This window comes from Microbacterium schleiferi (assembly GCF_038150145.1).
In the GTDB taxonomy this organism is placed as follows: Bacteria; Actinomycetota; Actinomycetes; order Actinomycetales; family Microbacteriaceae; genus Microbacterium; species Microbacterium schleiferi_B.
The window spans coordinates 68,368-87,353 of the sequence record NZ_JBBWSA010000010.1 but is presented as its reverse complement, the minus strand read 5'-3'; the positions used below and the strand labels follow the sequence as shown (position 1 = coordinate 87,353).

The following is an 18,986-nucleotide window of genomic DNA, read 5'->3' as shown; positions in this document are numbered from 1 at the left end:
TGGGTTCGGGCAACTGCCCGCAGTGATCAGGGGTTCTCGGCGGCGCCCACGATGACATCGGGGATGGCCGTGCCTTCGGACAGGCGGTAGTTCGCTCCGACGATGGCAAGGGTTCCGGCAGCGACGGCGTCGCTGATGAGCTCAGAGGAGTGGAGGAGTTCGGCGACAGTGTCGCGCAGGTGCTCACGCCCCACCTCTTCGGCATCCACCGGCGCGCCCGGGGAAGCGCGGATGACGCGTCTGACCGCCGGGACGATGGGGGCGATTTGGCGCCAGATGTGCGGGGGAAGGGAAGGGGCATCCACGGTCGTGGACTCGATAGCGGCGGCAACAGCACCGCACTCGTCATGTCCGAGCACGACGATGAGGGGCACCTCGAGGACCGCGACGGCATACTCGAGGCTGCCCACGACCGAGTCGGAGATGACTTGCCCGGCGTTTCGGACGACGAACAGGTCGCCGAGGCCCTGATCGAAGATGATCTCCGCGGCGAGCCTCGAATCGGCACAGCCGAAAAGCGCGGCGCGCGGACGCTGGCCCCCGGCCAATTCGTGACGACGTTCGACATCCTGCCGTGGGTGCGACGGGTCGCCCGAGACGAACCGGGCATTGCCCTCGCGCATGTCGCCCCACACCTCGGCGGGAGTCGCGGTCGGCGTCATGAGCTCTCCTCCTGGGCGGTGACGATCTGATCGGCGAGACCCGCTGCGACCACGCGGAGGGTCTCGGCATTCGTCGCGCCGTAGACCAGGATCGTGTCGTCGCCGGCGGTCGTACTCAGAGCAGCAGAGATGTTGCCGGCGCGGGCGGGGTCGGGGATGTTGTACTCGGTCCATTCGACACCGTCGATGACGATGGTTCCCGCCGCATCTGCCCCTGAGAGCTCGCGAGTCGGCCATGTCGCGTCTGCGTTGAAGCCCTGAGAGACCCGCACGAATCCGGCGTCTTCGGCAGGGACGTACAGCACCGTCCACGTGTGCGGGTCGTCTCCTGCGACGGCGGCGGAGGTGACCAGCCAGTTCTCGGGAACGACAGGGACGATCGCAACCCCGCCCCCGAGGGTGCTCGAGACATCCTCCGCTACCGCGGCGACGTCGATCGGCTCGGGCGCTGGTGGCTCGCCGCGCGGCACGGCGAAGATGACGATCGCGACGATGCCGAGGGTGATCACGAGGGCCGCAATGAGATTGCGAAACGTCTGACTCGAGCGATAGACGCGGGATGACTCGGCCTTGCGCGCCGCCGTCTCCTCGGGGGTTTCGGGACGGCCGAGCTCGGCGACGACTCGCTCACGCTGCGCCATCACGACTCGGCCCCTCCCGCCGGTGGCATCGAGGCTGCGCGCGCAGCATCCAGTCGTTCTTTCGCGCCGACGAGCCACTGCTCGCACCGCGCTGCGAGAGCTTCGCCGCGCTCCCAGAGTCGAAGCGACTCCTCGAGAGTTGGTGCGCCCTGCTCCAGTTCTGCGACGACCCGAACCAACTCGTCGCGAGCCTGCTCGAACGAGAGGCCGTCGACGTCCCCCGATGCAGGCGGGTTCGCGGCGGTCATGGCTTCCATCCTAGAGCGGCCCGTCGGGGGTGCTGGTCTCGTCGACCTCGCCTCCCGAACGCGCAGCGAACGAGCCGCGTCCGACGGTCACCGTAACGTCAGTCCCAGGCGGCGCCTGCTCGGCATCCCGCACGATCACGCCGCCAGCGACATGCGCGATCGCATACCCGCGAGCAAGAGTCGAAGCGGGGGAGAGCGCGCGCACAGCTGCCCGCAACTGCGCGGTACGTGCGCTTTGCGCGGCCACGGCGCGCTCAGCGTGGTCGCGCCCCCGCGCAACCAGAAGCTCGATGTGCTGCGCTCGCTGGGCTAGCGCGTTCTCGGGGTTGCGCAGCACGGGGCGTGAGCGAAGCTGCTCGAGCTGGGTGATGTCGTGGGCCAGCCGCTGTGTCACCCGGGTGCGGGCGCGGCTGAGCAGCTGAGACACGAGCGCCCTTTGTTCGGCCACGTCCGGGACCACGCGCTTTGCGGCATCCGTCGGCGTGGATGCTCGAAGATCCGCCACATCGTCGAGGATCGGATGGTCGTTCTCGTGTCCGATGGCGCTGACCACGGGGGTGGATGCCGCCGCCACCGCCCGTACGAGCCGTTCGTCGCTGAATCCCAGCAGCGTCTGCGGGTCGCCACCGCCCCGAGCGATGATGATCACGTCGACCTCGGGGTCGGCATCCAGCGCCTTCAACGCCGCGATCGTCTCGGGTACACAACGATCCCCCTGCACAGCCGCGTACTGTGTGCGGAATCGCACACGCGGCCAGCGCAGTTCGGCGTTGCGATGCACATCCTTCTCGGCATCCGAGTTCTCGCCAGTGATCAGGCCGATGAGGTGCGGGAGGAAGGGGAGCTGCTTCTTACGAGCGGGGTCGAACAGCCCTTCGCCGCGCAGCTGGACCCGGAGCCGCTCGAGCCTCTCCAACTGGTCGCCGAGCCCCACGTGCCGCATCGCCGAGACGGCGAAGCTGAAATCACCCGTTCGGGTGAAGTAGTCGGCCTTGACGCACGCGACGACCCGATCGCCGACGGCGAGGTCTGCGGGAAGCCGCTGGCGCGTACTCGACCAGATTCGGATCGAGATCGTCGCGTCAGTCGTGAGGTCTTTGAGACGCCCGAAAACGTTGCCGCCGCGAAGGTTCCAGGATGTGATCTCGCCCTCGACCCACACCGAACCCCACGTCTCGACGAAGCCGCGAATGGTGTCGCCCAGGCGAGCCACCGAGGTCGGGGATTGGGCGCTCGACTCCCGCGGATGCACCGAATCAGGCGGTGGGGCCTGGCCGGGGACGGGTTCGGGCTGAAACGTCGTCATGATCCCTTTCGGCTTGCCCGGCCCGCGCTCAGGCCGCCCCCGTAGAATCGGACCGATGAGCACTCCCGCGGTACACATGCCCATGCCCCGCGTTCCGCGGCGCCGTGAGCGCCTCCAGGATATCCCGGTCGATCGACCCAAGCGGGTGCTGCTGGCTGCGCCCCGGGGATACTGCGCGGGCGTCGATCGTGCGGTGATCGCCGTCGAGAAGGCGCTCGAGCGATTCGGTGCGCCCGTTTACGTGCGCAAGCAGATCGTTCACAACATCCACGTCGTGACCGAACTGGAGCAAAAGGGCGCCATCTTCGTCGACGAGGTCGACGAAGTGCCCGAGGGCGCACACGTCGTCTTCAGCGCGCACGGTGTGTCGCCGGCTGTCGTGCAGTCGGCAGCAGACCGCCAGTTGCAGGCGATCGACGCGACCTGCCCGCTGGTCACGAAGGTGCACCGCGAGGCCGTGCGCTTTGCCCGCGACGAATTCGAAATCCTCTTGATCGGTCATCTCGGACATGAAGAGGTCGAGGGCACAGCCGGTGAGGCGCCCGAGCACATCACGATCGTGAACTCGCCCGACGAGGCCGACACCGTCGAGGTGCGGGATCCGTCCCGCGTCGTGTGGCTGTCGCAGACGACCCTCTCGGTTGATGAGACGATGGAGACTGTTCGGCGCCTGCGTGAGCGGTTCCCCGAGCTGCAGGATCCGCCCTCAGACGACATCTGCTACGCGACCCAGAACCGCCAGGTCGCCATCAAGAAGGTCGCGCAGGGTGCTGACCTCGTGATCGTGGTCGGTTCTGCCAACTCCTCCAACAGTGTGCGACTGGTCGAGGTCGCTCTCGAATACGGCGCGAAGGCGGCGTATCGCGTCGACTATGCGGACGAGATTCGGCAGGAATGGCTCGATGGCGTTGCCAGTGTCGGTGTCACCAGCGGTGCGTCGGTCCCTGAGGTTCTGGTTCAGCAGGTGCTCGAGGATCTTGCTGCAGCGGGCTATCGCGACGTCGAAGAGGTACGCACCGCCGAGGAGGACCTGATGTTCTCGCTTCCCAAGGAACTGCGGCAGAGCTCGGGCGAACACCGGGGCGGACGCGTACGCGCATGAGCGACGACGACCGACCCGAGCCGAAGTACGGCGTCTATGCGACGCCAGAGGAGCAGCGCGCGCGCATCCAGAAGCCTGACGCGACGTGGGCGCTCGAGACCGGCGAGTCGGTGACGGATGCGGCGGTGCCGGCATCCGCGAGTAACGCAGGCGCGGCCCCCGCTGCGGTCGACCCCGGACGCTCGCGGGCCATCGACCGCATCATCACCTTCGCGCTGCTCGCCTACGCGTTGGTGAACGTCGCTGTCGCCGCGCTCGCGCTCCTGGACTTCCCGCAGTACGCCGCAACGGTTTTCGAGGTCATGGGGATCCCCGGCGAGTTCACCAACCTCGACGGAGGACAGACCTGGGGCGCTGCAGCTGCCGTCTCGCTCGTCATCGGCTATCTCATCACCGCATGGTTCTCAGTGCGGCGGATCATGGCCGGCAAGGTCGCGTGGTGGGTTCCGCTAGTGGGCGCCGTCGTGACTCATCTGGTCGTCGGCGCGCTCGCGATCGTTCCGCTGATGTCTGACCCCGCCTTCACCGCGTACCTGACCTCGATCTCCTGAGGTCAGGCACGCGGTTCGGCTGACTGATCGCCTACCCGGCGGAGCTCAGGCGCCGAGCGACTTGCCCGCGGAACCGAGTTGCTGCGTGGCCTCGACGACGCGTGCCGCCATCGCGGACTCCGCCACCTTGCCCCATGCACGGGGGTCGTAGGCCTTCTTATTGCCGACTTCGCCGTCGACCTTCAGGACGCCGTCGTAGTTGCTGAACATGAAGCCGGCGACGGAGCGCGTGAACGCGTACTGCGTGTCGGTGTCGATGTTCATCTTGATCACACCGTTCGCGACAGCCAGCGCGATCTCTTCCTCGGTCGAACCACTGCCACCGTGGAAGACGAGGTCCAGAGGCTTGGCCGCCGTGCCGAACTTTGCAGCGATGCCTTCCTGGATCTCGCCGAGCAGTTCCGGCTTGAGCTTGACGTTGCCGGGCTTGTAGACCCCGTGCACGTTGCCGAAGGTGAGAGCGGCGATCCAGCGACCCTGGTCGCCCAGGCCCAGAGCCTCAACCACCTGGGTGACGTCGCCGGTCGTGGTGTAGAGCGCGTCGTTCGTGCCCTCGTGCTTGACGCCATCCTCTTCGCCGCCGACGACGCCGATCTCGACCTCGAGGATCGCGTTGATGTTCTTCAGCCGGGGCAGAAGTTCCTTGGCGATTTCGATGTTCTCGCCCAGCGGGACTGCCGAGCCATCCCACATGTGGGACTGGAAGATCGGCTCGCCACCGGCTTTGACCTGCTCCTCGGATGCTGCAAGCAGCGGGAGCACGAAGTCTTCGAGTGCCGGCTTGGGGCAGTGGTCAGTGTGCAGTGCGACAGTGATCGGGTAGTTCTTGGCGACTTCGGTGGCGAACTTCGCCATGGCGAGTGCTCCCGTGGCCCGCGCCTTGACGGTGTGCCCGGCGAAGTAGTCGGCGCCGCCGGTCGTCACCTGCAGGATGCCGTCGGAACCGGCCTCTGCCAAGCCCTGCAGCACGGCGTTGATCGACTGCGAGCTCGAGACGTTGATCGCCGGGTAGGCGAACCCGCCCGCCTTGGCGCGGTCGAGCATCTCGGCGTACTGGTCGGGGGTTGCGACGGGCATGAGTGCGCTCCTTGTCGGTGGGGAATCACCTCGGTGGGGGTTCACCGTCACTCTAGCGAAGCGAGTCAGCGAGCGCCGAGGCGGTCGGCCGTGAGATTCCCCGGCGGACGGGTGACCTGTAACCCGAACATGAAGGTTCTGCCATGTCGGCCGTTAGCCACGGCCCGGCACGTAAGGTTGCGCACATGGGAACCGTTTATTACGGAGGATCGGCGACCCCGATCTACATCGATGACCTCGCGCTTGCTCATCTCAAAGTGGTGATCGCCACGAAGCTGCGTCGCGGCGAGAGTTTTACGGTGTCGTGGCAGCACCCAGACGACCAGGAACCCGGCCGCACGACCCTGTGGCTGCATCCGTCGATTCCGCTGCGCTTCGTCTTCGATGAGCCGGAATCGCCGCAGCTGAGTCGCGAATGGATCGAGGACCTCGCAAACTCAGCCAACTCGTCCGGGGGGATTCTGTTGGTCTCGCAACACTTCGATGCGACGAGCGCGCCGGTGGTCCGCCCCTGACGGAGTCGGAGTTGTCTGATTTGGGATTCTGTCAAGAACTTCGATTCTTGCGCCCCCGCGAGGGCGAAACCTCGCGGGCGAGGCGGCATGCGTGGCTAGGGTGAAATCATGGTGAGCCTGACCGCAGACATGAGCCCCTTGCATCCCGACCGGAACCTGGCTCTCGAGCTGGTCCGTGCGACCGAGGCTGCGGCGATTCGGTCAGTGCCGTTCATCGGTCGCGGCGCCAAAGAGGCTGCCGACGGCGCAGCGGTTGACGCGATGCGCGCCTTCCTCACCACCGTGAGCTTCGACGGCACCATCGTCATCGGCGAGGGCGAGAAGGATGACGCCCCCATGCTCTTCAACGGCGAAAGCGTCGGCAACGGGCGAGGGCCGAAGTGCGATGTTGCGGTCGACCCGATTGACGGGACGTCGCTGACCGCCGAGGGTCGCAACAACGCGCTCTCCGTCCTTGCCGTTTCGGATCACGGCACGATGCTCGACGCCTCGTCGGTCTTCTACATGGACAAGCTCGTGACCGGACCTGCCGGTGTCGGCGTGGTCGACATCCGTCTTCCGATCGGGGAGAACATCCGTCTGCTCGCGAAGGCATTGGGAAAGCCGGTCGACGAGATCGTCGTCTCGGTCCTGAACCGTCCCCGTCACGACAAGCTCATCGCTGAGATCCGGGAGGCTGGGGCGGGCACGCGCCTCATGAGCGACGGCGATGTCGCTGGCGGGATCAACGCGGCCCGCCACAATGCGCGCACCGACATGTGCGTGGGCATCGGAGGCAGCCCCGAGGGAATCGTCACGGCCTGCGCGATCAAGGCTCTTGGCGGTCACATCCAGGGGCGGCTCTGGCCTCGCAATGACGACGAGGCGCAGCGCGCTATCGATGCGGGCCTCAAGGTCGACGGACACATTTACGAAGCCGACGACATGGTTCGGGGTAATAACACGATCTTCGTTGCCACCGGCGTGACAAACGGCGAGCTTGTCGCCGGGGTTCGGCGCGAGGGTGGGTACGTCTACACCGAGAGTGTCGTGCTCCGCGGGGCATCGGGGACGCTGCGTCGGATCTCGTCCGAGCACCTCGTGTCGAAGTGGCTCTGAGTCCCGGAAGCACCTCGTCGCGGTCACGGACGGCGCTGCTCCCTGGCGCGGTGAGGCAGCCTCGGCGTGGACCTCTGGCAGAATCGGAGGAGTCCGAACGGAAGCGAGGAGTGACGCCATGTCGACACCACCGAGCGAAGACCGGAATCCCCGCACGGGACCGCACACCGGTGCTCAGGCCGTGATCGCAGATGCCAGCGATCCCGCGCGACGCCCGGACGTGCTATTCCGTGTTCGTCGTCCCGCGGGACACCAACCGTCGGTCTGGTGGTCGATCGGGGCGTTCATTTTGGTGTCGGGCACGGTTGTCGCGCTGCTGAGCCTCATTCCCGGCGGTGCGTAGGCGCCTGAATGCGCCCCCGCACCTCACCGAGATCGGCCGTGATGCGTGCGGTGGGATCGTCGTCCGTCGTCACCTCAGATCCACTGGAGCCGCGCTCCGGGCTCGGGTCCAAGAACTCGATCGCTGTCAGGTGACGCGGCGTTGACTCGATTGCTGCGGGTCCCGTGACAGCATCCAGTTTCGTGTCATCGATTCCGGGAAACTTCCTCGCCGTCACGAGCACGCGAGACTCGAGAGTTCCGGCGAAGCGGTTGAAGGACTCAACAGTCCGTTCGATCGACCGGCGCAGGTCGTTGGCGTGCGATGCGAGGCCGCCGAGCCGCGTGAAGAGTTCATTGCCGAGGTCGAACAGGCGCCGGGCGTCCGCGGTGACGTCCTGCTGCGTCCAGGTGTAGGCGACGGTCTTTAGCACTGCCCACAGGTTGACCGGTGACGCCAGCGCGACGCGTCGTCCGAAGGCGTAATCCAGCAGCGTGGGGTCAGCATCGAGTGCCGTCGACAGCAGCGACTCGCTCGGCACGAAGCAGATCACGAACTCGGGGCTCGACGACAAACCTGCCCAGTACGTCTTCTTCGCGAGGGCGTCGACGTGCGCGCGCATGGCCTTCACGTGCTTGTCCATCAGCGCACGCCGCGATGCGGCTTCAGCGCCGACTGCGGTCTCGGGGACTGCTGCCGCCTCCAGATACGCGTCAAGGGGCACCTTGGCGTCAACGGCGATGGCCTTGTCTCCCGGCAGGCGAATGATCATGTCGGGGCGGCCGGCGCCGGCATCCGTCTCGATCGTCGACTGGATGTCGAAGTCGACGTGCCGCGTGAGCCCGGCAGCCTCGACGACCCGGCGCAACTGCGTCTCGCCCCACACGCCGCGCGTGCTTCCCGAGCGCAGCGCACTGGCGAGGCTCTCGGTCGTGGCACGCAGAGCCTCATCGGACTGCTGCGCTCGCCGCAGCTGCTCGGCGATCGTGCCGTACTGGTTCTGTCGTTCGCGCTCGAGCTCGGCGACGGTCACCTGCATCGACTGCAGCGTCTCGCGGACCGGTTCGAGGGCGCGGAGGACCGATTGCTCCCGTCGCTCGCGTTCCTCACGGGCTGCCTGGTCGGAGCGCGTCTGCGCAACGAGGTCGCGGTACCACTCCTTCTGCTGCGCGAGCTGCACGAGCGTCGCATCGTGTGCGGCGGAGGTTGCGGCAAGCTGCTCGCGTACGGTGGCCAGCTGAGCCATCGATCGCGCCCGAGCGCCCGCCGCGCCGAACGCCCAGCCCGCGATGAGTCCTGCGGCGAGGCTCCCGAGGATGATTCCCGACACCAGTAATGCGTCCATGTCGTCAGGATGCCGCGGGCCACCGACATCGCCAGCTCACCGCGCCGCGACCGGGGTAGAGGCAGTGCAGAGCACGTGGCGCGTCAGGCGAAGATCGTCTCGGCTGCTGCGGCGAATCCCTCGAGGTGCCCGAGCCGGACTCCGAGCGCTTCGGCGAGCGACGTGATGTCGGGTACGGCTGCGCGACGGGCAGCGTCGATCGCGATGTGCGCGCAGGCCACGGCATCCGCGACAGCCTCGTGGTGGACGAAACCCGCGTATCCGGCGGCCGCTGCCGCGGCCGGAAGGCGGTGAGACGGGATGTCGTAGGTGCGTCGTGAGATTTGCACCGTGCACGCGTAGGTCAGATCGGGGCAGGCAGTTCCGGTTGCCTCGCAGGCCCGGCGGATGACGCTCATATCGAACCCGGCATTGTGGGCGATCGCCACGTCATCACCGATGAACGCGATGAGTTCCGGTAGCTGCTGCGCCCAGGTCAGTGCGTTGACGACATCCTGTTCGCGGATGCCATGGATGCGGGTGTTGATCTCGAAGAAGCGGTCGTGGGGGAACGGCGGCCGGATGAGCCATCCTGCCGTTTCGACGATCTCGCCATCACGCACGCGGGCAAGGCCGACGGCACACGCTGAGGCATTGCTGGAGTTCGCCGTTTCGAAGTCGATTGCGGTGAAATCCAGTGACACGGCTTCAGCATCGCCTGCCCATCCGACATCGCCCCCGAGGCGCGCCGGGGCAAGGGCGTGCCGCCCCCGTAGACTGGACCCCCGTGGCTCTTACCATCGGAATCGTCGGACTCCCGAATGTCGGCAAGTCGACCCTGTTCAACGCCCTGACGAAGAATCAGGTGCTCGCGGCGAACTACCCGTTCGCGACGATCGAGCCGAACGTCGGCGTCGTTAACCTCCCCGACCCGCGCTTGAACACCCTCGCGGGAATCTTCGGATCCGAGCGAATTCTTCCGGCCAGCGTTTCGTTCGTCGACATCGCCGGCATCGTTCGTGGCGCCTCCGAGGGGGAGGGCCTGGGTAACCAGTTCCTCGCCAACATCCGCGAAGCCGACGCCATCGCGCAGGTCGTGCGCGGCTTCGCCGATTCGGATGTCGTGCACGTCGACGGAGCCGTCGACCCCAAGAACGACATGGAGACCATCAACGCCGAGCTTCAGCTGGCCGACCTGCAGACGCTGGAGAAGGCGATCACGCGGTACGAGAAAGAGGTCAAGGGCAAGAAGCTCGACCCGGTCGTGCTCGAGACCGCGCTCGCCGCGAAAGACGCGCTCGAGCGAGGGACGCTGCTGTCGGCATCCGGAATCGACTTGGCTCCGATCCGCGAACTCGGCCTGCTGACCGCCAAGCCCTTCATCTTCGTGTTCAACGTGGACGAGTCGGTGTTGACGGATGGCGACGCCAAGGCGAATCTCGCGGCGCTGGTTGCCCCCGCGCAGGCCGTGTTCCTCGACGCGAAGATCGAGTCCGAGCTCATCGACCTCGATCCCGAGGATGCCGCGGAGCTCCTCGCCTCGACCGGCCAGGAGGAGTCCGGCCTCGATCAGCTCGCCCGCATCGGGTTCGACACACTGGGCCTGCAGACCTACCTCACCGCCGGGCCGAAGGAGGCCAGGGCGTGGACGATCGGGAAGGGATGGAAGGCGCCCCAGGCTGCCGGAGTCATCCACACCGATTTCGAGAAGGGCTTCATCAAAGCCGAGGTCATCTCGTTCGACGATCTCGTCGACGCAGGGTCGGTGCTCGAAGCCCGCGCTCGCGGCAAGGCGCGACTCGAGGGCAAGGACTACGTCATGCAGGACGGTGACGTCGTGGAGTTCCGCTTCAACAACTGAGTTAGCGCCCGTAGCGCGGGTGCTACGATCGGATTGTGAGCGCGCATGAGCAGCAGGTCGAGACTCTTTCGCAGCGGGAGCTGAGAAACGAGTCAGGACGTGTTCTTCGCGAGGTGGCAGAGGGACATTCCTTCGTGCTGACCAATCGGGGAGTTCCGGTCGGACGTATCGTCCCGCTCGACGCTCCCGCGCCGACACTCTCGATCGTCCGGCCCGCCAGGAGGACTGCCGGTTGGGCTGCGCTGGCGCCAGAGGCGACCGCGAATGACTCGCCGATGGCTCGGATTCTCGATGAACTCCGCGAGGATCGGGCTTGACTGACGTTCCGCTCGTCTATGCAGACACCTCAGCGCTCGGTGCGCTCCTGGTTGCTCAGCCCGAGACGTCAGCGCTCGTGCGGTGGCTTGATCAGACACCATCTCGGCTTGTCTCGAGCGACCTGCTCGAGACGGAGCTTCGCCGCATTGCCCTCAGAGAAGGACGCGACCAGGCCAAGGTCAGCTTGATCCTCGACGGAGTGTCTCTGGCGGCGCTCGATCGCGCGACGTACCGGTCCGCCGGGCTATTGCCGATGCCTTACCTGCGCACGCTCGACGCCCTGCATCTGGAGGCGGCGATACGCCTGGATGTGGATGCCGTCCTCACTTACGACCGCCGGCTCGGCGAGGCGGCGCGGACTGTGGGCCTCGCCGTCATCGCCCCGGGGGCGCTCCCCATACCCTGATCAGAAGCGAGAGGACCCAAGACGACATGGCAGAGATCGAGACGTTCGAACCCGAGGGGCGAGCGATCCCGTACGCCGACGACCGCCGCAACGGTCCGTCCCTCATGCTGCTCCCCGGACAGGGATTGAACATCGGATACCTCGGGCCGCTGGCCGAGGCGCTCGCCGAGGAGGACTTCCACGTCGTGCGCATCGGCAGCCGTCGCCCGCAGTCAGGGATCGAACCGACGATGCACGATCTTGCTCGGGACATCGTCGACGTGATGGATCACCTCGGCCTCGCCTTCCCCTGGGTCGGTGGACACGGCTTCGGCGGCACCGTGGCACGTGTCGCTTCCCTCGACCACCCCGGGCGGTTTGGTGGGCTCTTGCTTCTCGGTGTTGAGGGGACCGAGGATGCCGCGACATCCGCTGCATCCGAGGTGCCGGAGAACGCCCGCAAGTCCGATCTCGTCGCCGTGCAGAGCGCCGCTCGCGCCGCTACCCCTGAGATCGGCGCGCTCGAGATCCCGCCGAGTATCCCCATCCTGATCATTCAGGGATCAGACGACGAGGTTTCGCCGCCCGCTAACGGTCAAGCGCTCGCGGCGGTCGCGCCCGAGCGGATCAGCGTCGTCACGATCGAGGGCGCGCGCGACCTGTTCCCCCTGACCCACGTCGGGGAGACTGCCTGGCCCATCGAGGACTATCTCGACTGGGACTGACATCCGGAGCTGAGAACTACTGGGCGTGTTGAACTAGGGGAATGAGCCCGAAGCCACGCCCCGTCGTTCTCATCACCGGCGCTTCCTCGGGGATCGGTCACGCAACCGCACTCGCTCTCGCCGCCCAGGGCTGGATCGTCTACGGAGCAGCGCGGCGGGTCGACCGGATGCAGGAGCTGGAGGCATCCGGATGCCACGTCATCGAGATGGATGTCACGGATGATGCATCCATATGCGCTGGCGTCGACCGCATCATCCGGGAGCAGCGGCGCCTCGACGTGCTCGTCAACAACGCCGGATACGGGTCGTACGGCGCACTCGAGGACGTGCCCATCGACGAGGCGCGCCGGCAGTTCGAGGTCAACGTCTTCGGGTTGGCGCGGCTCACCCAGCTCGTGCTTCCGACGATGCGGGCTCTCGGGCGCGGCCGCATCATCAACGTCTCGTCCATCGGTGGGCGCATCTACGAACCGATCGGCTCCTGGTATCACGCCACGAAGTTCGCGGTCGAAGGGCTGTCCGACTCGCTGCGGATCGAACTCGCCCCGCACGGGATCGACGTCGTCATCGTCCAGCCCGGGCCGATCCGCACCGAATGGAACACGATCTCCCGGCGCAGCGTCCAGGAGTACTCCGGCGCCGGCCCGTACGCCGAGCAGGCCCGAGCCCTCGTCCGAAACTACGAGCGCGTCGACAACTCGCCGGCATCCGGGACCCCCGGGGACGTCGCGGCGACGATCGTGCGCGCGGCGACATCGAAGCGCCCCAAGACCCGTTACGCGACCCCGGCGTCGGCGAAGATCGTCGTCGCAGCACGCCGCCTGCTTCCGGACCGGGTCATGGACCTCATCCTCAGACGTCTCGCCATGTAGACCAGGCGTCTGAAGGCGCTGCGGACGCCGGATGTCAAGGCCCGCGACGCGGCTGTCGGAGGCCGCTTGACTGCCGCCATGACTGTTACACCCCTGCGCGCGATCGCGCTCAACTGCACGCTCAAGCCGTCGCCCGCCGAGTCCAGCACTCAGGACCTCACCGACATCGTGCTCGACTCCCTGAAGCAGCACGGCGCTTCGAACAGCACGGTGCGAGTGGTCGACTTCGACATTCGTCCCGGTGTCGAAGCCGACATGGGTGACGGCGACCAGTGGCCGCAGGTCCGCCAGCAGATCCTGGATTCCGACATCCTCGTGTTCGCCACTCCGACCTGGGTGGGGCATCTCTCCAGCGTCGCTCAACGAGTGATCGAGCGACTGGACGCCGAAATCTCGAAGACGGATGACGAGGGTCGGGCACTGCTGGCGGGCAAGGTCGCCGTCGTGGTCGTCACCGGCAATGAGGACGGCGCGCACGCCATCATCGCCGACGTCTTCCAGGCGCTCAATGACGTCGGCTTCACGATCCCGAGCCAGGGAGGTGTGTATTGGAACGGCGAAGCGATGCACTCCACGGACTTCAAGGACCTCGATCAGACGCCGGAGAAGGTCCTGACGACGGCACAGACGGTGGCGCTGAACGCCGCGCATCTGGCTCGCGCTCTGCGAGAGGCACCGTACCCGGCGCCCTGATGCGTGCGCGGCTCGCGATCTGCGGCGGGGCGCTTGCGTTTGCGCTGTCGGTCGCGCTGACGGCGTGCGGAGTGCCAGCCGACCCGGACGGCACCACAACTCAGGTTCAGGGCGCAGTCCTGCGAGCAGGGGCATCGCCGTCGGAGGGCGAGGTCGTGATCAACGGACGGCGAGTTTCGGGGCCCCTTGCCGATCTGATCGATGGCTTTGCCGCCGACATGGATGCCCGCGTTGTATGGACCATCGGCAGCGAAGAGCAACTCGTCGACGCGCTCGAGAACGGCACGCTGGACGTCGCGGTCGGGGGAATGAGCGCACAGACCCCCTGGGTCGACCGAGCGGGGGTGACCCGCGAATACTTCCTGCCCACGGGTGAATCGTTCGTGGTCCTCCTGCCGCTGGGCGAGAACGGTTTCCAGGCGGCCCTCGAGCACTACCTCGATGAGGAGCTCTCGTGAAGGCTCTGGGGCGCACGGATTTGCCCGAAGCACAGCAGACCGCGCTGCGCTCAGCCGTGCGCTGGGAGTGGTTCACGATCGGCTTCACGTCAGTGACGATCACGCTCATGGCGTTCATCCTCGGCGGATCCCAATCCATGCGCACCGCGTGGATCGAGGACATGCTGTCGCTGCTGCCGCAGATCTCGTTCCTGCTGGCGCTCATTCTCGTGCGGCGTCGGCCGAACAAGGCTTATCCGTTCGGCTACCACCGCATCATGGGCGTCGGGCACCTCGTCGCGGGTGTTGCGCTGCTCGGCGTCGGCGGGTCCCTCGCAGTCGAATCCGTCGTGGGACTCGTCACGGCGGAGCATCCGGCGATCGGAACCGTGCAGATCGCAGGCGTCACGATCTGGCTCGGCTGGATCATGGTCGCGTTCATGGCCGTAATCGCTGTGGTGCCACCGTTCTATGGCCGCATCAAGGCGCGACTGGCCGACACACTGCATAACAAGGTGCTGGCTGCCGACGCCGACATGGCAAAGGCAGACTGGACGAGCAACGCAGCCACCATCGTCGGCGTGCTCGGCGTCGGTATCGGCTGGTGGTGGCTCGATGGAGCAGCGGCCCTGTTCATTTCCCTGGGGATCGTCAAGGACGGCTGGACCAACTCGCGCGGCGCCATCGCCGACCTCATGGACCAGCGGGCCCGCACGACGAGCGACGATGACATCCATCCGCTCGCTGCCGAGTCTGCTGCACGGCTGCGCGCCTTGCCGTGGGTCCGGGACGCCGCAGTACGGATGCGCGACATGGGACAGGTCTTCCACCTGGAGGCCTTCGTCGTGCCGCGCCGCACGCGGGTCACTCTCGAGCAACTCGACGAAGCGCATCGGCTGCTCACGGCATCCGACTGGAAGGTGCAGGATGTCGTGCTGATCCCGATGCGGACGCTTCCCGATGAGGCGACGCGCGATGTCGGCGAACGGTGATGGAGTGCACTGCTTGTTTGGCCCCGAGTTGTCAACCTCCTCTGTGCGGAACCTGATCCCGACGTAGTGTCGCGCCATGAAGCAAGTGCACTATGCCGGTAGGTCGCTCTTCATGCACGACGACACTGCCGATGCCCTGATCGATTACGCCCGCGTGCTCAGCGAGCACCGAGCTGCGGATGCTGTCACAGTTCCCGCCGTGAGCGCGGAGGGTAACCCGGTCACGGTCACTTTGCTTCTCAACGAAGCCGCCGGGTTCGTCGTCGAATCCGTCGCCGGAGGTATCACCATCGAACCGGACCAGGATGCGCTCGAAGAGATCGAAGCCCGCAAGCAGCGCCTCGATGGCGTTCGCGGCGCCCCGCCGGACGAGGCCTGGCCCCTCGAACTCTGAGCGGGGTCCTTCAGCCCTTGACTGCGCCGGCGCTCACCCCGTCGATGATCTGACGCTGCGCGAAGAAGAACACGATGATCATGGGGACCGTGGCGATCACACTGGCCGTGACGATGATCTCCCAGTGCCACTCGCCGCCGAATCCGTAGGCGTCGATGAGCCACTTCAGACCGCGCGGGATGGTGAAGGTCGTCGAATCGCGCAGGTAGATGAGGGCACGCATGAGGTCGGTCCACACCGCCTGCACTTCGAACACCATCGTGACGGCAAGTGCCGGACGAGTGAGGGGAAGCGCGACGCGCCAGAACACCGCCCAGGCGCTTGCGCCATCGACCCGAGCGGCATCGAAGAGGTCGCGGGGGAGTCCCAACATGAACTGGCGGAGCAGGAAGATGTAGAAGGCGCTCCCGAACAGGTTCTGGGCCCACAGCGGATACAGGGTGCCGACGGCTCCGACGGAGTTCCAGATGAGGAATGTCGGGATCATCGTGACGGCGCCAGGGAGCATCATCGTCGCGAGCACGAGACCGAACAGTGCTCCACGGAACCGGAACCGGTAGTGCGCGAACCCCCACGCGACCATGGCACTCGAGAGGGTGACCGCGACAGCGGCGAGGACTGTCACGATGACGGTGTTGAGGATCCACAGCGCGAGCGGTGCCTCCTGCCACACGGTGATGTAGTTCTCGAGCGTGAAGGTGTTCGGGATGAGCGCATTGTCGAAGACCTCCCCCCGAGGCTTGAACGACGCGCTGACGAGCCACACGAAGGGGTAGGCGAAAATGACGGCCAAGACGCAAAGGGCCGCGATGATGCCGATCCGGGCAGCGAACCCCCGTGGTTGGCGTCGGCTGTGCTCGCGGGGCTGCGCTGGCCTGGGATCGTCATCCGGCTCCTGCTCGGCGCCTGCAGCAGTCCAGACCTCGTCCTCGACGACCGGGGCATCTTGGGCCTCAGTTTCGGGGCCACTCGGGGGAGGCAGTACGTGGGTCATCGGGCGTCCTCCGCCTCGTAGTACACCAGGCGTCGCGAGACCACGAGCTGGATGATGGTGACGATCATGATCAGCACAAACAACAACCAGGCCATCGCTGAGGCGTAGCCCATGTGCAGGAACTCGAAAGCCTGCTGGAACAGGTAGATCACGTAGAAGAGGGCAGCGTCGTTGCCGTACGTGGTGTTGCCGGCGCCGAAGAAGGCCGTGTAGGCCTCATCGAACGTCTGGAGCCCCGCGATCGTGTTGACGACCACAATGAAGAAGACCGCGGGACTGATCAGGGGAAGTGTCACCGATAGAGACTGCCGCCAGAATCCCGCCCCGTCGATCTTCGCCGCGTCATAGAGATCATCCGGGACGCCTCGGAGGGCCGCGAGCAGGATGATCACCGACGCGCCGATCGTCCACAGGCTCATGATGATGAGCCCCGGCTTTACCCAGGCCGGATCGGTCGTCCACGACGGACCGTCGATTCCGAACCAGCTCAGCACGACGTTGATCAACCCGTTCTGGCCGTTGAACAAGAGCAGGAACAGCACACCCACGGCGACCGGCGGTGTCATCTTCGGCAGGAAGAAGATCGTGCGGAAGAACCCGGCGCTACGTCCCGCGCGGTTGAGGAGGAGCGCCAGGATGAGCGCGACGATGATGTACAGGGGCACCTGGATGGCGGTGAACAGCACCGTGTTTCCCAGTGCCAGGGCGATCTTCGGATCCGAGAACAGCCGCACGTAGTTGTCGAATCCGACGAAACCCGGATCGTTGATGACGTCGTAATCGGTCAGCGACAGGTACGCGCTGTAGATCAGCGGCCACGCGGTGAACACGCCGAAGCCGAGCAGCCAGGGACTCAGGAACAAGACGGCGGCAGTGGCGTTGCGCCGACGGGCACGCCGCCGCGACCGTGCCCGGTCCGGTGTCAGCGGCGGCAAGGCGATGGCGGGAGCTGCAGTTCGTGCGCTAGCCACCTCACCGCTCCTCGTCGATCGAAGCCCACCCCGCATCCAGTGCCTGCTGGGCCGTCTGCTGAGCCTGTGTGAGCGCGTCCGCCGGCTCGGCCTGTCCGTTCAGGACGCGGTTGATCGCGTCGAACAGGGCGGTCTCGAACTCAGCGTCTGCCGGGTTCGCCGGCAGCGAGAACGTGTTGTCGTTGGCCTCGTACATCGCCGCGATCCCGGAGTCCCATGGCTCACCCACGGATGTGGTCATCTCGCGGATGCGCGCATCGGCTGCCGCGTTTCCGGTCAGGATGCCGGTGAAGGGCTTTCCTTCGGCTTCGCGTGCCTCGAGGCGAGCGTTCGCCGCCACCATCCAGGCATCCATCGATGTCATGCCTCGCGCGAAGCGGCATGCTGCTTCGGGGTTGTCGGAGCCGGACGGGATGGCCCAGGCAGACCCGGAGGCGTAGGCGAGCGGTTCCCCGTCGCGGTCGTGCACGGTGTCGAAGGCCATCGGAGCGTCGGGTGACACGTCGTTGAGCACGTTGATGTACCACTGCTCCATCGGCATGGCGCCGAGGGTGCCGCTCGCGAACTGGTTGCCGCTGCCGAAGAAGTCGGCCGAATCGCGGTAGGCCTTGACGGCGCTGAACCCGCCCTGAAGCTCGTAGATCTCGGATGCCCACTCGAGCGCCTCGACCGCGGCCGGGTCATCCAGCATCGCGGTGCGACCGTCGTCCGAGATCAGCTGGGCGCCGTTCGCCCGTGCCCACAGAGGGAAGAACTCCGGCAGCTTGCTGTCAAACCCGATGACGCTGAGCGAGCCGCCGCCGCCTTGCATGAGCGCTTCGGTGGCTGCGGTCACGGCATCCCAGTCCGAACCGTTCACATCGTCGACCGTCAGGCCGGCCCCCTCGAGCAGATCGGCGTTGGCCATCGTCACCTGCACCGAGTTGAACTCGGGGATGCCGTACACCTGGCCTTCGAGTGTCACCTGATCGAGCGCCGCCGGAACATAGTCATCCGTCGGGATCTGCTCTCCCTCAATACACGAGTCGAGGGGCAGGATGGCGCCGCGAGCAGCAAGCGACCCGATCTGGTCGCGGTTTGCGTAGACGACGTCGGGCGGCGAGCCCGTCGCAACCGCCGAGAGGAACTGCTGCATATCGAGTTCGCCCTCGATCAGGGAGACATCCACGCCGCTGAGGAGCTCCTCGGTGTACGAGAGGCGGGAGGTCGCAACCTCATCGACGCCCGAGAATCCCATGACGCTCACCTGGCCGCTGAGCTGCGCGTTCTGGTCGTAGGAAGCGTCACCGTCGCCGGTGCCTCCGGTTCCGACCGCGCACCCCGAGATGGTGAGGGCTGCGGTGATGAGACCCGCGGCGCCGAGCGTGTAGGTGGTGGATGCTCGCATGAGACTCCTCGCTGTCGGACGGTGCGCGCCCGAGGGCAGCGCGCCGAGAAGTGGGCAATAGCCCGACGCTAAGTCCGAGAAGCGTTTCTCTCCGCGGGCTTGACACCAACA

General features: G+C 66.3%; 24 protein-coding genes. 14 read left to right on the top strand and 10 right to left on the bottom strand.

The features are described from left to right. Positions 1–26: 26 nt before the first annotated feature. The 4 genes from AADH62_RS12220 to xseA are packed head-to-tail and all read right to left on the bottom strand — an operon-like array spanning position 27 to position 2,857. On the bottom strand, positions 27–662 hold the full coding sequence (locus AADH62_RS12220; RefSeq protein WP_341579706.1) for a carbonic anhydrase: 636 nt from the start codon (positions 660–662) through the stop codon (positions 27–29). Beyond that, complete coding sequence (locus tag AADH62_RS12215; protein WP_341579705.1) at positions 659–1,303, bottom strand: DUF4245 family protein; 645 nt, start codon at positions 1,301–1,303, stop codon at positions 659–661. The genes AADH62_RS12220 and AADH62_RS12215 overlap by 4 nt, the downstream gene beginning before the upstream one ends. Further along, positions 1,303–1,551 carry an exodeoxyribonuclease VII small subunit gene (locus AADH62_RS12210; protein ID WP_425355684.1) on the bottom strand — a complete coding sequence of 83 codons (249 nt, stop codon included), beginning with the start codon at positions 1,549–1,551 and terminating at the stop codon, positions 1,303–1,305. Before AADH62_RS12210 ends, AADH62_RS12215 begins: the two co-directional genes overlap by 1 nt. 10 nt (positions 1,552–1,561) lie before the next feature. Then, positions 1,562–2,857, bottom strand: coding sequence for an exodeoxyribonuclease VII large subunit (gene xseA, locus AADH62_RS12205; protein ID WP_341579703.1), 1,296 nt, complete (start codon positions 2,855–2,857; stop codon positions 1,562–1,564). Between the two features lie 82 nt (positions 2,858–2,939). Here xseA and AADH62_RS12200 point away from each other — a divergent pair, with 82 nt between their 5' ends. Both AADH62_RS12200 and AADH62_RS12195 read left to right on the top strand, forming a co-directional pair. Beyond that, positions 2,940–3,959 (top strand): 4-hydroxy-3-methylbut-2-enyl diphosphate reductase, encoded by a 1,020-nt coding sequence (locus AADH62_RS12200; RefSeq protein ID WP_425355686.1) that lies wholly within the window; start codon positions 2,940–2,942, stop codon positions 3,957–3,959. Next, positions 3,956–4,510: a DUF6264 family protein gene (locus AADH62_RS12195; RefSeq protein WP_341579701.1), complete on the top strand. Its 555-nt coding sequence runs from the start codon at positions 3,956–3,958 to the stop codon at positions 4,508–4,510. The genes AADH62_RS12200 and AADH62_RS12195 overlap by 4 nt, the downstream gene beginning before the upstream one ends. Positions 4,511–4,555: 45 nt before the next feature. Here the strand turns inward: AADH62_RS12195 and fbaA are convergent, their stop codons facing one another. Next, a complete protein-coding gene (fbaA, locus tag AADH62_RS12190; RefSeq protein ID WP_341579700.1) occupies positions 4,556–5,587 on the bottom strand; it encodes a class II fructose-bisphosphate aldolase in 1,032 nt (343 codons plus the stop codon). A gap of 185 nt (positions 5,588–5,772) precedes the next feature. Here fbaA and AADH62_RS12185 point away from each other — a divergent pair, with 185 nt between their 5' ends. The 3 genes from AADH62_RS12185 to AADH62_RS12175 all read left to right on the top strand — a co-directional run bounded on the left by AADH62_RS12185 (position 5,773) and on the right by AADH62_RS12175 (position 7,543). Next, positions 5,773–6,102: a hypothetical protein gene (locus AADH62_RS12185; RefSeq protein WP_341579699.1), complete on the top strand. Its 330-nt coding sequence runs from the start codon at positions 5,773–5,775 to the stop codon at positions 6,100–6,102. Positions 6,103–6,210: 108 nt separating this feature from the next. After that, positions 6,211–7,200 (top strand): class II fructose-bisphosphatase, encoded by a 990-nt coding sequence (gene glpX, locus AADH62_RS12180; protein WP_341579698.1) that lies wholly within the window; start codon positions 6,211–6,213, stop codon positions 7,198–7,200. Positions 7,201–7,318: 118 nt separating this feature from the next. Beyond that, positions 7,319–7,543: a UDP-N-acetylmuramyl pentapeptide phosphotransferase gene (locus tag AADH62_RS12175; protein ID WP_341579697.1), complete on the top strand. Its 225-nt coding sequence runs from the start codon at positions 7,319–7,321 to the stop codon at positions 7,541–7,543. Here the strand turns inward: AADH62_RS12175 and rmuC are convergent. Both rmuC and AADH62_RS12165 read right to left on the bottom strand, forming a co-directional pair. Then, positions 7,524–8,867, bottom strand: coding sequence for a DNA recombination protein RmuC (gene rmuC, locus AADH62_RS12170; protein WP_341579696.1), 1,344 nt, complete (start codon positions 8,865–8,867; stop codon positions 7,524–7,526). The genes AADH62_RS12175 and rmuC overlap by 20 nt on opposite strands. 83 nt (positions 8,868–8,950) lie before the next feature. Then, positions 8,951–9,550: a 3'-5' exonuclease gene (locus tag AADH62_RS12165; RefSeq protein WP_341579695.1), complete on the bottom strand. Its 600-nt coding sequence runs from the start codon at positions 9,548–9,550 to the stop codon at positions 8,951–8,953. 83 nt (positions 9,551–9,633) lie between these two features. Here AADH62_RS12165 and ychF point away from each other — a divergent pair, with 83 nt between their 5' ends. The 9 genes from ychF (at position 9,634) to AADH62_RS12120 (ending at position 15,523) form a co-directional block, all read left to right on the top strand. Then, positions 9,634–10,707 (top strand): redox-regulated ATPase YchF, encoded by a 1,074-nt coding sequence (gene ychF / locus AADH62_RS12160; RefSeq protein ID WP_341579694.1) that lies wholly within the window; start codon positions 9,634–9,636, stop codon positions 10,705–10,707. Positions 10,708–10,742: 35 nt separating this feature from the next. Next, entirely contained in the window at positions 10,743–11,024 is a 282-nt protein-coding gene (locus AADH62_RS12155; RefSeq protein WP_341579693.1) for a type II toxin-antitoxin system prevent-host-death family antitoxin, read from the top strand. After that, positions 11,021–11,431: a type II toxin-antitoxin system VapC family toxin gene (locus AADH62_RS12150; protein ID WP_341579692.1), complete on the top strand. Its 411-nt coding sequence runs from the start codon at positions 11,021–11,023 to the stop codon at positions 11,429–11,431. The genes AADH62_RS12155 and AADH62_RS12150 overlap by 4 nt, the downstream gene beginning before the upstream one ends. Positions 11,432–11,457: 26 nt before the next feature. Next, positions 11,458–12,135, top strand: a complete 678-nt coding sequence (locus AADH62_RS12145; RefSeq protein ID WP_341579691.1) for an alpha/beta hydrolase — start codon at positions 11,458–11,460, stop codon at positions 12,133–12,135. A gap of 41 nt (positions 12,136–12,176) precedes the next feature. Then, positions 12,177–13,007 (top strand): oxidoreductase, encoded by an 831-nt coding sequence (locus AADH62_RS12140; RefSeq protein ID WP_341579690.1) that lies wholly within the window; start codon positions 12,177–12,179, stop codon positions 13,005–13,007. 78 nt (positions 13,008–13,085) lie between these two features. Then, the gene (locus AADH62_RS12135; RefSeq protein ID WP_341579689.1) at positions 13,086–13,700 is read left to right on the top strand and encodes a flavodoxin family protein; all 615 of its coding nucleotides are present in this window, start codon (positions 13,086–13,088) and stop codon (positions 13,698–13,700) included. Beyond that, on the top strand, positions 13,700–14,158 hold the full coding sequence (locus tag AADH62_RS12130) for a hypothetical protein (protein ID WP_341579688.1): 459 nt from the start codon (positions 13,700–13,702) through the stop codon (positions 14,156–14,158). Before AADH62_RS12135 ends, AADH62_RS12130 begins: the two co-directional genes overlap by 1 nt. Then, positions 14,155–15,129 (top strand): cation transporter, encoded by a 975-nt coding sequence (locus AADH62_RS12125; protein WP_341579687.1) that lies wholly within the window; start codon positions 14,155–14,157, stop codon positions 15,127–15,129. The genes AADH62_RS12130 and AADH62_RS12125 overlap by 4 nt, the downstream gene beginning before the upstream one ends. Positions 15,130–15,205: 76 nt before the next feature. Beyond that, the gene (locus AADH62_RS12120) at positions 15,206–15,523 is read left to right on the top strand and encodes a hypothetical protein (protein ID WP_341579686.1); all 318 of its coding nucleotides are present in this window, start codon (positions 15,206–15,208) and stop codon (positions 15,521–15,523) included. A gap of 10 nt (positions 15,524–15,533) precedes the next feature. Here AADH62_RS12120 and AADH62_RS12115 read toward each other — a convergent pair whose 3' ends face one another. The 3 genes from AADH62_RS12115 to AADH62_RS12105 are packed head-to-tail and all read right to left on the bottom strand — an operon-like array spanning position 15,534 to position 18,875. Then, entirely contained in the window at positions 15,534–16,517 is a 984-nt protein-coding gene (locus tag AADH62_RS12115; protein ID WP_341579685.1) for a carbohydrate ABC transporter permease, read from the bottom strand. Further along, complete coding sequence (locus AADH62_RS12110) at positions 16,514–17,524, bottom strand: carbohydrate ABC transporter permease (protein ID WP_425355683.1); 1,011 nt, start codon at positions 17,522–17,524, stop codon at positions 16,514–16,516. Before AADH62_RS12110 ends, AADH62_RS12115 begins: the two co-directional genes overlap by 4 nt. Continuing rightward, positions 17,490–18,875 carry an ABC transporter substrate-binding protein gene (locus AADH62_RS12105; protein ID WP_341579683.1) on the bottom strand — a complete coding sequence of 462 codons (1,386 nt, stop codon included), beginning with the start codon at positions 18,873–18,875 and terminating at the stop codon, positions 17,490–17,492. Before AADH62_RS12105 ends, AADH62_RS12110 begins: the two co-directional genes overlap by 35 nt. Between the last annotated feature and the right edge of the window lie 111 nt (positions 18,876–18,986).